The organism is Nitritalea sp. (assembly GCF_054166705.1).
The window spans coordinates 313,634-326,205 of the sequence record NZ_JBSZCV010000008.1 but is presented as its reverse complement, the minus strand read 5'-3'; the positions used below and the strand labels follow the sequence as shown (position 1 = coordinate 326,205).

The 12,572-nt window shown below is 47.6% G+C and carries 12 protein-coding genes; 7 read left to right on the top strand and 5 right to left on the bottom strand.

Features of this window, described 5'->3' with window-relative positions; all coding sequences use genetic code 11:
* Positions 1–26: 26 nt before the first annotated feature.
* The 3 genes from ACXIT9_RS05355 to ACXIT9_RS05345 are packed head-to-tail and all read right to left on the bottom strand — an operon-like array spanning position 27 to position 3,943.
* The gene (locus tag ACXIT9_RS05355) at positions 27–1,367 is read right to left on the bottom strand and encodes a dicarboxylate/amino acid:cation symporter (protein ID WP_458055194.1); all 1,341 of its coding nucleotides are present in this window, start codon (positions 1,365–1,367) and stop codon (positions 27–29) included.
* 7 nt (positions 1,368–1,374) lie between these two features.
* A complete protein-coding gene (gene aroC, locus ACXIT9_RS05350; protein WP_458055193.1) occupies positions 1,375–2,466 on the bottom strand; it encodes a chorismate synthase in 1,092 nt (363 codons plus the stop codon).
* Positions 2,459–3,943 carry a BatD family protein gene (locus ACXIT9_RS05345; RefSeq protein ID WP_458055192.1) on the bottom strand — a complete coding sequence of 495 codons (1,485 nt, stop codon included), beginning with the start codon at positions 3,941–3,943 and terminating at the stop codon, positions 2,459–2,461. The genes aroC and ACXIT9_RS05345 overlap by 8 nt, the downstream gene beginning before the upstream one ends.
* Positions 3,944–4,037: 94 nt before the next feature.
* Here ACXIT9_RS05345 and ACXIT9_RS05340 point away from each other — a divergent pair, with 94 nt between their 5' ends.
* Positions 4,038–4,229 (top strand): hypothetical protein, encoded by a 192-nt coding sequence (locus ACXIT9_RS05340; protein ID WP_009054477.1) that lies wholly within the window; start codon positions 4,038–4,040, stop codon positions 4,227–4,229.
* A gap of 116 nt (positions 4,230–4,345) precedes the next feature.
* Here ACXIT9_RS05340 and queG read toward each other — a convergent pair whose 3' ends face one another.
* Both queG and ruvB read right to left on the bottom strand, forming a co-directional pair.
* A complete protein-coding gene (queG, locus tag ACXIT9_RS05335; protein WP_458055191.1) occupies positions 4,346–5,293 on the bottom strand; it encodes a tRNA epoxyqueuosine(34) reductase QueG in 948 nt (315 codons plus the stop codon).
* Between the two features lie 11 nt (positions 5,294–5,304).
* Positions 5,305–6,345, bottom strand: coding sequence for a Holliday junction branch migration DNA helicase RuvB (gene ruvB / locus ACXIT9_RS05330; protein ID WP_458055190.1), 1,041 nt, complete (start codon positions 6,343–6,345; stop codon positions 5,305–5,307).
* A gap of 243 nt (positions 6,346–6,588) precedes the next feature.
* On the opposite strand from ruvB, the gene ACXIT9_RS05325 reads away from it, so the two are divergent.
* The 6 genes from ACXIT9_RS05325 (at position 6,589) to ACXIT9_RS05300 (ending at position 12,568) form a co-directional block, all read left to right on the top strand.
* Positions 6,589–7,557, top strand: coding sequence for an FAD:protein FMN transferase (locus ACXIT9_RS05325; protein ID WP_458055189.1), 969 nt, complete (start codon positions 6,589–6,591; stop codon positions 7,555–7,557).
* A 3-nt stretch (positions 7,558–7,560) separates the two neighbouring features.
* Entirely contained in the window at positions 7,561–8,322 is a 762-nt protein-coding gene (locus tag ACXIT9_RS05320) for an SAM-dependent methyltransferase (RefSeq protein WP_458055188.1), read from the top strand.
* Positions 8,323–8,536: 214 nt separating this feature from the next.
* Positions 8,537–8,962, top strand: a complete 426-nt coding sequence (locus tag ACXIT9_RS05315; protein WP_009054484.1) for an IS1/IS1595 family N-terminal zinc-binding domain-containing protein — start codon at positions 8,537–8,539, stop codon at positions 8,960–8,962.
* 135 nt (positions 8,963–9,097) lie between these two features.
* On the top strand, positions 9,098–10,561 hold the full coding sequence (locus tag ACXIT9_RS05310) for a porin (RefSeq protein ID WP_458055187.1): 1,464 nt from the start codon (positions 9,098–9,100) through the stop codon (positions 10,559–10,561).
* Positions 10,562–10,587: 26 nt separating this feature from the next.
* Complete coding sequence (locus tag ACXIT9_RS05305) at positions 10,588–10,851, top strand: DUF4212 domain-containing protein (RefSeq protein ID WP_458055186.1); 264 nt, start codon at positions 10,588–10,590, stop codon at positions 10,849–10,851.
* A 31-nt stretch (positions 10,852–10,882) separates the two neighbouring features.
* A complete protein-coding gene (locus tag ACXIT9_RS05300; RefSeq protein ID WP_458055185.1) occupies positions 10,883–12,568 on the top strand; it encodes a sodium:solute symporter family protein in 1,686 nt (561 codons plus the stop codon).
* Positions 12,569–12,572 lie beyond the last annotated feature (4 nt).

The window sequence follows — 12,572 nt, the reverse complement described above, 5'->3', positions numbered from 1 at the left end:
CCAAGCAGAAGGGAGCTGATGCCTGTTTAGGACTTCACCTCTTCTGTGGTGCTGGTTAAAGGATTCGTTTCTCGGATTAGGCCGTCGGGTAGCTCTCCTTCCGTGCTCGCCACTACCGAGCAGACGGTGGCATCTCCCGTGACATTCACCACCGTGCGGAACATGTCTAATATTCTGTCTGGAGCGATGATTAGCGCGATTCCAGCAGCAGGAACGTTTATCGATTCCAGTACGATGATCAGCATGATGATGCCCGCCCCAGGTACGCCTGCGGAGCCGATAGAGGCCAGCGTGGCGGTTAAGACGATCATAAGCTGCTGGCTAAAGGTAAGGTCCATGCCTAAGGCCTGCGCGATAAATACCGCAGCTACCCCCTGGTAGAGGGATGTACCGTCCATGTTGATGGTGGCCCCGAGGGGCAAAACGAAGCTACTTACCTGCTCGGAAACACCTAGTTCTTCTTCTACCTGCTTCATGGTTACGGGAAGTGTGGCGGAGCTGGAGCTGGTCGTAAAGGCCAAAAGCTGTGCGGGGCGGATGGCCTTAAAGAAATCCACGTAGGGTATTTTAGTGAAAAGCTTGAGGATGGTCGGGTAAACCACTAGCATGAGGAAAAAGAGGCCGCCGAGGACCACTAAGCTGTATTTCAGCAGGGCGAGGAGTAGTTCCACCGCCGAGTCTGGGTTTTCACCGGCTATTTCCACGATCAGGGAGGCCATCAATGCGAACACTCCGTAGGGGGCGATGAGCATGATGTAGTTCACGATCTGGATGATAACATCGTTTAGGCCATCGAAAAAAGCCACTACGGGCTTGCCTTTGTCTTTTGGGATTTGAAGTAGCGCGATGCCCACTAAAATAGCGAAGAAGACCACTTGTAGCATGCTTCCGTTATTCGCGGCAGCTAGGAACACATTTTCTGGGACCATGTCCACGATAGGCTGCAGCGGGCTTTGTTCGCGTAGGGCGGCGGCTTGTGAGGACTTAGAATCGACTGTATCGTCATAAAGGGCCATGAGGCTTTCTCGGGTCTCTTCTGGCAAGCTAGTCCCTGGCTTAAACAGGTTCACCATCGTCAGACCGAGCGTGACCGAAACCACCGTGGTGATCATGTAGGTAAGAATGGTTTTACCTCCGATACGGCTCAGTTTCGATATGTCCCCTAGGTTAGAAACCCCTACGATAAGAGAGGCCAGCACCAGCGGCACGGCGATCATTTTCAGTCCATTTATGAAAATGGTACCGATCGGTTTGATGTAGTCTAGGGTGAAGTCAGGGGCGATGTCTAACTTGATCACCACTAAACCAAAAATCAATCCCAAAACCAGGCCGATGATGATGCGGGTGTGTAAGGGTATTTTCTTCATGAGCTACTTAATCGGATTTAGACGCTAAGGTATTCGTTCTTTTGATCAAAAGGTAGTCGGCCAGGACTAAGGCGGCCATTGCTTCCACGATCGGTACGGCGCGTGGCACGACGCAGGGGTCATGACGTCCTTTGCCTGAAACAGTGACAGCTTCGCCGTCTTGGTTTAGGGACTGCTGGTCCTGCATGATGGTGGCCACAGGCTTAAAGGCTACGCGGAAATAGATATCTGCTCCATTCGAGATGCCGCCCTGAATGCCACCACTGTGGTTCGTGGTCGTTTTTACTTTATCGCCTTCTTTTACGAAGGCATCATTATGTTCAGAGCCGCGCATTTTCACCCCTTCGAATCCGCTGCCATACTCGAAGCCCTTTACGGCGTTTATGCTAAGCATCGCATGGCCAAGGGTGGCATGAAGCCGATCGAAAACAGGCTCTCCGACTCCTGTCGGTACGCCGCGAATGACAGCATCGACCACCCCGCCGATGGTGTCACGAGACTTTCGAACTGAGTCGATAAGTTGAACCATTTTTTCGGCTGTTTCCGGCTCTGGGCAGCGCACGATATTCGTTTCTGTAAGGCTCAAGTCCAGCTCTTGATAGGTTTTTTCTAGGCGTAGGTCACCGACTTGGCTCACATACGCTTGAACGTCGATACCGTAGTGTCTAAGAAACAGCTTGGCGATTGCTCCTGCAGCGACACGCGCTGCAGTTTCACGTGCGGAACTTCTACCCCCGCCTCGGTAATCCCGAATGCCATACTTTTCCTGATAAGTAAAGTCGGCATGAGAAGGGCGGTATGTTTCCGCGATATGGCTGTAGTCTTTACTTTTTTGGTCTGTATTTGGGATCAGGATCCCTATCGGCGTTCCCGTACTTTTCCCCTCGAACACCCCACTGAGTACCTGCACCTCATCTTCTTCCTTTCGCTGCGTGGTGATTTTCGACTGGCCAGGCTTACGCCGCTGCATTTCTTCGGTGATGAAGGTTTCATCTATCGCTATTCCCGCAGGACAGCCATCGATGATGACGCCCAGTGCTTTCCCATGTGATTCTCCGAAAGTGCTGATGCGGAAAATCTTTCCAAATGAATTACCCATTTCTCTTTTTAATCAAAACATACAGGAGCACAAGTATCGCCAGCCCCAGTAAAACATTAATGAAGATGGAAAAATAAGACTTTAATCGCTCGTTTGAAAGTTTATTACTTTCTACTTCGATTAAATCATAGATTCCACCCAGCCGCTTATTTGAAATGGACTCATTTACTTTCGACTCGCCTACTACCCGTACCTTCGTCTGCGGGCGTAAGGTATCATAGCGTGCCGCTTTCCAATTAAAATAGATGAACTCAAAATGATTCGCCAAATCCACCTCGCCAGGTTCATTACTGGTGATAAAATATTCGAAATTCTTAAAGCCACTCACGCGCCCGCCGCCGCGGTTGATTTGCTGGCGCACATTCGGGTCGAAGGCACTTAGGCGCTGATTACGTTTTTTTCTTGGGGTCTGTATGGTGGTGATATTTCCCTCGCCACTGATGCGGAAATTATAGCTAAACCCTTCTCCCGTCTGCACCTCACCCTTCGGGCCCTCTTCGAACAGGCGATAATCCCCTACGGAGACCTCGTTTTTTAGTGGATGTGGAGGGAGGGGCTTTACGTCGATGACTTTTGCTCCCGAGTAGAAGGTCTTAAAGTCCTCAAGACGATTACTACCGAAAAAGCTCGGATTTCGCGCCACCCGGTACTTAATCATTTCCCAGGGTACAGAGGGAATCTTTAGCTCTCCAGGCGAAAAGGGGTAAAAAGTGGCCTCATATACCTTGTATTTAATCCAGCGCTTGCCATCTAAATCCACGAATTCGGGCTGGATGTTGGTGATGCTAAAGTTCTCCTCCCAGGCATTGGTGGGCTTTAATTTCTTTAAAATCTCTTCTAGCTGGCGACCTGGCTCGTAAAACTGAAAAGGCGCTTGGTTCTGCTCCGACATATAAAAAGCGAGTGAGATGTTAATGGGCTCGCCGACGAAGACCTTATTTTTATCCACTGACGTGGCAAAGAATGCGTCATCTTCGATCTCGATGTATTCGATTTCCTGACGTGGCTGGCGTCCCCCTCCTCCGAATAGATCGTCAAAGGGGTCATAGCCTCTTCTTTGGCCCCCCTGGGCCTGTGCTTCCGTGACCGTGATGTCCATGCCCTGAGACTTTACCTCCTGACCATTCACGTTAATGCTGAAATTTGGGAGGCGGTAATTTCCTTGCCTGATGGGTTTGTAATACTGAATAATGCTGTTCGTACTAGTCATTTGTCCGTTTACAATACTCATCGAAGAGGACTGCGAAACGCCCTGCTGCTGAAATCCGGGAATTTCAGGAAATTTGTCATAAGATTTTATTTTTTCATTGGAAATTGTTACTTTTATGGTAAATGTTCCGTTTAGCGGAATTTCCTTTTCTCCCAGCTCTATTTTGACTTCTTGGCTAAAAGCCGGAAGTAGTGCCAGGCAGTACCAAAATATTCCGAAAGAAAATGTAAGTGCGAATCGCATGCGCGTGGACTTGAGTAATATCATGAAACTGCAAATTAACGTTATATTTTAAACGCAACAAACGTTTGCGAGATAACGTAGAATTTAAGAACATTTTAACATTTAAAATGAGGGTAGTATGCTAGAATACGTTAAAACTGTTCTGTTAAAGGTAAGCTTTGACAGGGTTTTATTCGAGAAAGAATTGAGAAAAGGTCTCAATTTACTTTTGCCTAACGAGGTCCGGGAGTTTAGAGCCTGGTGTTATAAGCAGTTTGGTAAGCCTTATGAGCCAGTGTTAGACAAGTATTTTGTCGGGCTTGCTGGTTAGGGAGGCTTTTACAGCGAACCACAAAACAATCTGCAAACAGTTCAAGACCCTTCTTCGGAAGGGTTTTTTTATCTGCTCTCACCCTATTTTACTCAGAACCAGTCTAGGTAGGGACCCTAGTCTTCCTTTTTATTTTCCTCTAAGAAGGCTATATTTCTGTGAATTCCGCTTAGCTTGGTTCTTTTTACAGGCGATTTTTTAAATACCTTTCGAAAGGTTTCTTCGGTGAGCTCACGCCAGGTGGCTCCATCCAAGTTTTCTAGCGCTTCGTTTGGTCGAAAGCGGGGCTCCTGATGTGGGACTGAAAAACGGTTCCAGGGACACACATCTTGACAAATGTCGCAGCCAAAGACCCAGTTTTCCATGAGTCCGCTAAAGGAATTCGGGATAGCCTCTTTCAGTTCGATCGTTAGGTAGGAGATGCAGCGGTCTGCTGCCACCACGCCATCTCCGACGATAGCATCTGTCGGGCATGCATCGATGCAGCGGGTACAGGTGCCGCAGTGGTTTTTTGCCGCAGGCAAGTCAGGCTGCAGCTCCAGGTCACAAATAACCTCAGCTAAAAAGAAGAAGGAGCCCATCTTTTTATTTAGGAGCAAGGAATTCTTACCTAACCAGCCGAGGCCGGACCTTTGCGCCCACTGGCGCTCCATCACCGGTGCCGAGTCTACGAACACTCGGCCATCTATCTCACCGAAAGACTCCTTTAGTCGGGAAAAAAACGTTTTCAACTTATCTTTTATCACGAAATGATAGTCTTCCCCGTAGGCGTATTTCGCCAATTTATAGGGCTGATGCTGGTCGAGCAACGATTTTTCAGGAAAGTAACTGTATAGCAGGCTGATCACCGTACGCGCACCCGGTACGAGTAGGCGTGGATCTAAACGTTTATCGAAGTGATTCTCCATGTACCGCATCTGGCCTTGGTAACCTTTTAGCAACCAGTTTTCGAGTGTAGCGGCCTCCTGCTCGAGAAAAGCAGCTTGTGCGATTCCGCAGCCTTGGAAGCCGAGCTCTGTGGCGATGGCTTTCACATGTTCACTTTTCTTTTCTAGGTGTACCATGCGGGAGGTGTTTAGCTCGAAAATAGGCTTCCCGTCTCCCCTGGTCGGATGCCAGGATTTACCTTGAAGTGGGCAAAAGCCTTATCGGTGGCCACTCTTCCGCGGGAAGTGCGCTTGATGTATCCCTCCTGAATAAGGAAAGGTTCATACACTTCCTCGATGGTTTCGGCCTCTTCCCCACAAGCTGTGGCAATGGTGCTTAATCCTACAGGGCCGCCTTTAAACTTATCGATGATGGTGAGTAGGATGCGGTTGTCCATTTCATCCAGGCCATTTTCATCCACGTCAAGGGCCTTTAGGGCGATTTTGGCGATTTCCAGGGTGATTTGTCCATCTCCTTTAACCTGGGCGAAATCCCGTGTACGGCGCAGCAGCATGTTCGCGATTCGGGGCGTTCCTCTCGACCTCCGGGCGATTTCAAAGGCCGCTTCTTCGAAAATGCCGGACTTCAGGAGTGCAGCGCTCCGCATAACGATTTGCGTCAGCAGCTTCGCATCATAATACTCCAGGCGGGCGTTAATGCCGAAGCGGGCCCGCAGCGGAGCTGTCAGCAGTCCGGATCGGGTAGTGGCACCGATCAGTGTAAAAGGGCTCAGGGCGATCTGAACCGATCGGGCATTCGGCCCAGAGTCGAGCATGATGTCGATCCGATAATCTTCCATGGCAGAATAAAGGTATTCTTCCACAACAGGGTTCAGCCGATGAATTTCATCTATAAAAAGAACATCGCCTTCTTCTAAATTCGTGAGCAGGCCGGCGAGATCAGAAGGCTTATCGAGGACAGGGCCAGAGGTAATTTTGATACCTGCACCCAGTTCATTCGCGATAATATGGGAGAGTGTCGTTTTTCCCAGACCGGGGGGGCCATGCAGCAGCACATGATCCAGGGGCTCCTGCCGCTGTTTAGCGGCCTGCACAAAAACGGTGATATTATCCACGATTTTTTGTTGGCCCGTGAAATCAGAAAACTGCAAAGGCCTGAGGGCACGCTCCAGCTCCTGATCTTTCGGGTTCATGTTTTCACTTTCTCCTGATAAATAATCTTCTCTCATGCTCCAGTTTGAATCCTGCCTTAAAGGTACGGAAGTCTTTCTAAACTTTCCGCGTTTTCGATCCGGGACCTGCCCACGACCAGGATTCTCACCGACTAAAGTCACGAAGATTTCGGATTTAAGCTGTAACTTTCGAGAAATTCAAGAGTCAAGATGGATCGGAAGCAGTTGGCGCGAAAAAACGCTATTTATTCTGTTATACTTATTGTTTTAGTAGGAATCGTTTATCTGTATCGTAATTACATGCCACAGCAGCCGGCTCAGCTGGAGAAGCAGGCAGGTTCGGATCGTATGCAGGTGCAGGGAGAGGCCTTAGGTGTACCCTATCAGCTCACGTATATCGATGAGCAGCGGCGTGATTTATCGACAGAGGTGGAGGCTATTTTTCAGGAGTTTATAGAGAAGTTTTCTGTTTACTCCTCCAGCTCCTTAGTCAGCCGATGGAACCGGACGGATAGTCTTGAGGTGGAGGATCCACTTTGGGAGGAGTTGTTTTCCCGGTATGGGAAGCTTCGAGAGCGTTTCGGGCGGGGGATCGAGCCTACCCAGCATCCGCTTCGTGATTTATGGGATTTTCGTCCGGAAGGGCCTATTTTCCGGGACAGTACACGGCTGAAGGAACTTCCGGCACCGGGTTTTGCAACTTTGCGCCTAACGCCCCCCCTGTATGTTCGTAGTGATACCACGGTAAAGGTCACGCTGCACCAGGGTGCCAAGGGACTGGCGGTGGATGTATTAGCGGATTTTTTAGTAGAAAAGGGTATCCAAAACTTTCTTATTAACGTAGGAAGTTTGGTGCGTGCGGCTGGAGTGAATGCGAGCGGGGAACTTTGGCGCATCGCGCTGCCTTTACCTGAAAAATCGTTTAGTAGTTCGGAGGGGCCAAATTTCCGTGTGATGGCGCTTGAGGATGCCTCTTTCGTGACGATAGGGGATTATACCGCATTTTATACGGATCCATTAGGGAATGTCTTTGCTTCCTATGTACATCCGGAGACGAGCGTGCCGGTGCAGCATGATTTACTGCAGGTGAGTATGTATTATGAAGGAGATGCCTTTACGGCAGAATTAGCTGCCTGGGCGGCCTTGGCATCGGGAAGGGAAGACTTTTTAAGTCAGCTGGAGGGGGATGGCCTGCAGTACGTGGCAGTGCGGGCACGTGGGGAGACGCGCATCAGTCAGCAGTTACGTGTTTATTTAACATCAGAGTAAGAAATGGAGTCGAAAAAGTGTAGCCAGGTGCTTCAGGGTGGCTGGTTTAAGGAGTGGTTTAATACCCCCTATTACCATCTGTTGTACCGTAATCGCGATACGCGTGAGGCGCAGTACTTTATCGATCGCTTAGCGGCTCAGCTGGATTTTCAGCCGGGGCAGGAGGCGATGGATTTGGCCTGTGGCAAAGGGCGGCATAGTATCTATTTAGCAGAAAAGGGCTTAGATGTTACTGGCCTGGACCTGAGCCAAGAAAATATTCGGATCGCGAATGCCTCAGCGCATGCGCGCTTGCGCTTTTATGAGCATGATATGCGTCGCGTTTTCGCGGAGGGTCGGTTCGATTATGTGTTTAATTTGTTTACCAGTTTCGGGTATTTCGACGCGGATGAAGACGATTACTGCGTGATACAAGCCATAGCTCAAGCTTTAAAGCCTGGTGGTCGATTGGTTTTAGACTTTTTAAATCCGGCCTTCTTGCTGGATAATTTGCAAGCACATGAGGAAAAGGTCATCGATGGCGTTCGGTTTCTGCTGCGGCGTCAGGTTCGGGATGGTTTTGTGGTGAAGGATATCGCGATTCAGGATGGTGCGAGCAGATTCGCCTATATGGAACGGGTGAAGCTTATCAGCAAAGACCGCTTTGAGTACTACTTTAGCTGCTGTGGGCTGGTGGTGGAAGAGCTGTTTGGGGATTATGCGCTTAATGCCTATCATCCTTCTTGGAGTGAGCGCATGCTTTTTATCGTGCGAAAGCCAGCTTAAAAGTTTTTTAAAAAATAGTTGTGCTATTTTTATGTAGTTTTTCTTCTTCCTGTGTAGATTTGGAAAATAGGCCTTTCGGCGTGTGGTGGGGTATGGTTTTTCTTGCTTCTGGCAATAAAAATTTTGATTTTTTCTAAATTCAAGAACGCTCTCCTCCTATTGTTGCTAAAAAGGTATATCTTCGCTAAATTTGTATATCTAAACCCAAAATCCTATGAACGAGCGTCCTATTTGTCCCAAATGCGATCATGATAAAGTAGTAAAAAGTGGCGTAGTAGGCGGTAGACAGCGTTATAAATGCAAAAGCTGCAGTTATCATTTTACGGTCAATAAGATCGGTAAATCGATCGATAAATACTATGTGGTGAAGGCTTTGCAGCTGTATATCGAAGGGATCTCTTATCGTGAAATCGAAAGAATATTAGGAGTAAGCCATGTATCGGTGATGAATTGGGTGCGTCAGTACAAGATCAAAGCACCCGAGAATTACGATTATAGACCCACTTACAAGGTGTTAAATCACACGGAGTTAGTTAAATTTTTAGCGAATAAGGAGAATTTAACAGAAACAGGAATGCTTATAACCGAGCTGGGTGATAAATTTATGATCATTAAGTGGGAACGCTTTCGCAATAGATAATTTTTTAGCTATATACAGTTAACGTATATCTATCTGTAGTTTTTGATTCTGTGTAGCATTTTCCAACTTGGGGTAAGCAAAAGCGGCTAGGGCCCGGTCGCTGCTGTAATTAACGACAAACCCAAGAAAACGAAAATGAAAAAGCAGTTCTATACCGCCTTATTGTCCTGTGTCGCACTGTTCAGTGGTTCCGCTTTACATGCACAGGATAGCATTCCCCCTAATCCGAACCAAGCTGCCTACGATAAAGCAGGCGTCAAAGAATTTGTAGACCATACTTACAAGCCGCTAACGCTCAAACTCAGTGATGATGGGTCGAAGTATATTCGATTTCTCGTATGGAATCAGATGTGGGCCCGCGTAACTGAAAATAACCCAGGCACTATGGGCGTGGACGGTACGCCACGGAATGTTACACCGGATATTGGAATTCGCCGCGCACGTGTATTGGCTTATGCGGAAATTTCTCCTCGGTTTTTGATTTTGACCCATTGGGGGATAAATAATCAGACTTTTACAAATGGGGGTGTTCCGGGTGGAGGTGCCACGGGAAATGCAGGGAATATCCCCGTCACAGTGGATCCAGTTACTGGACAGGGAAGCGCTTTAGCTGGATCGGCCAAAAAGCCGCAGCTTTTTTTCCATGATATTTGGACAGAGTTTAAAGTTACCGAACAGATATACGTAGGTACAGGCCTACATTATTGGAATGGTATATCTCGGATGACCAGTGCCTCAACATTAAACTTCTTGGCGATAGATGCTCCAATTTTCAATTGGCCTCTCATCGAATTGACAGATCAGTTCGCGCGTCAGTTTGGATTTTACACGAAGGGACAGTTTGGTCGTGTCGATTATCGTATGGCATTAAATAAGCCTTTTTCAGTAGGAGCGGGAGGTCGTTTCGATGAGGCCAATCAGCGTCAGGTGGCCGCAAATGTGATAAATGATAATTGGGCTACGCAGGGGTACATCAACTATCAATTTTTAGAATTAGAAAATAACAAGCTTCCTTTTTTCGTGGGTACTTATTTAGGTACGAAAAAGGTCTTTAATATCGGGGCGGGCTGGCATCACCACGGTTCAGCGACCAAATCGATGACGGCTTCAGGAGAGGCAGCGCTTCATGACATTACGCTAATCGGCGTCGATGCTTTCTTAGATCTTCCACTGGATCGCTCGAAAGGCACTGCCCTAACCGCTTATTCTGTTTTTTATAATTACGACTTTGGTCCTAACTATATGCGTAATGTGGGCATTATGAACATCGGATTCGGAGCTGGAACTACCCAAAATGGTCCTGGAAATGCGCAGCCGACGATCGGCACAGGCCAAATCTTCTACACGCAAGCGGGTTATTTGTTGCCTCGAGATATCTTGGGAGACAAGGGCCGTTTACAACCTTTCGCGGCTACCACTTATAAAAATTTCGAATTTTTCCAAGATAGTTCTTGGCAGTATGATATAGGCTTTAACTATTTAGTGAATGCCCATCAGGCAAAGATAACGCTTCAGTATAGCACGCGTCCTTTGTTTGAAAATTTTCAGCGCTCGGGTTCTGCAGGCGAGTTCATCGTACAGACACACATCTTTCTCTAAACATACCCAAAATAAATTTTCACATTATGCTCAACAACAAATTTGACAAAGTGGCTTATTGGAAAAAGAATCTTTCCACGCTGCTAGGACTACTGATCATTTGGTTTTTAGTTTCCTTTGGATTCGGAATCCTTCTGGTGGATCAGTTAAACGAGATTCGTTTCGGAGGCTTCAAGTTAGGGTTTTGGTTTGCTCAGCAGGGCTCCATTTACACCTTTATCGTACTGATTTTTATTTATGTGGTTCGCATGAACCAGATAGATCGGGAATTTGATGTAGATGAAAATTAAGAAATCGCTCACGCTATAAAGCTTTTACAAAATGGATATTTTAACTTGGACATATATATTAGTGGGCTTGTCTTTTGCCCTCTACATCGGCATCGCGATCTGGACGCGTGCAGGTTCTACGAAAGAATTTTATGTGGCAGGGGGAGGGGTTTCTCCGCTTGCGAATGGGATGGCCACGGCGGCAGACTGGATGTCGGCAGCCTCCTTCATCTCCATGGCTGGAATTATTGCCTTTGCAGGCTATGATGGCTCTGTTTATTTAATGGGGTGGACAGGAGGTTACGTGTTACTGGCCCTGTTATTAGCCCCTTACCTGCGGAAGTTTGGGAAATTCACGGTGCCTGATTTCGTAGGAGATCGGTATTATTCGAATAAAGCGCGTGTCGTTGCGGTCATTTGTGCCCTCTTCATTTCATTCACCTATGTGGCAGGTCAGATGCGCGGTGTGGGTATTGTGTTTTCACGTTACCTAGAGGTAGATATTAATACAGGCGTGATTATCGGTATGTGTATCGTGTTCTTCTATGCCGTATTAGGAGGCATGAAAGGAATTACCTATACACAGGTGGCGCAGTATTGTGTTTTGATTTTCGCTTATATGGTTCCCGCGATTTTCGTTTCTATGCAGTTAACCGGAACGCCGATTCCTCAGCTGGGCTTAGGTGGGACAGTAGCAGATGGTACTTTCTTGTTAGACAAATTAGATGGCGTTTTAGGGGATCTTGGTTTTGCTGAATATACTAGCGGGCGTAAGGGAATGATTGATGTTTTTGCCATAACACTAGCGCTTATGGTGGGTACAGCAGGACTTCCGCACGTAATCGTACGCTTCTTTACGGTACCTCGTGTTAAAGATGCACGTTTATCGGCGGGTTATGCACTTGTGTTCATCGCCATTCTATACACGACAGCTCCTGCCATCGCGGCTTTCGGTATCTACAATACGATCGATACCGTGGCAGATAAGAATATAAATGAGCTTCCAGAATGGGTAGATAACTGGGGTAAGACCAATCTGATCACCATCGAAGACAAAAATGGAGATGGTGTCGTGCAGTATTCTGCTAATGCAGAGCTGAATGAACTCAAAATAGACCGAGACATCATGGTGCTTGCCAGCCCTGAGATCGCTAATCTGCCAAACTGGGTAGTGGGTCTGGTGGCAGCTGGCGGTATGGCGGCAGCACTCTCTACAGCAGCAGGACTTTTATTAGTAATTAGCACCTCTGTTTCAAGAGATCTATTCAAGACCTTTAAGCCAGACATTTCAGAGAAAAAAGAACTGGGAATCGCCCGCCTCTCCGCAGCAGTAGCGGTGGTGATCGCCGGGTACTTCGGTGTGAACCCTCCTGGTTTTGTGGCGGAAGTAGTAGCTTTTGCCTTCGGCTTAGCGGCAGCCTCTTTCTTCCCTGTCATCATCATGGGGATCTTCTCTAAGCGGATGAATAAAGAAGGTGCGATAGCCGGTATGGTCTCGGGCTTACTCTTTACCCTCGCATACATTATCTACTTTAAGTTCATAAACAGTGACATTAATAATGCGGATCATTGGTTCTTAGGGATTTCTCCTGAAGGCATTGGTACCGTGGGTATGGTGGTGAACTTCATCGTTACCTATGTGGTATCTAAATTGACTCCAGCGCCACCTCAAAACGTTCAGGATCTTATCGAAGAGATACGAATCCCCCGTGGAGCAGGTGAGGCCGTAGATCACTAAGCCG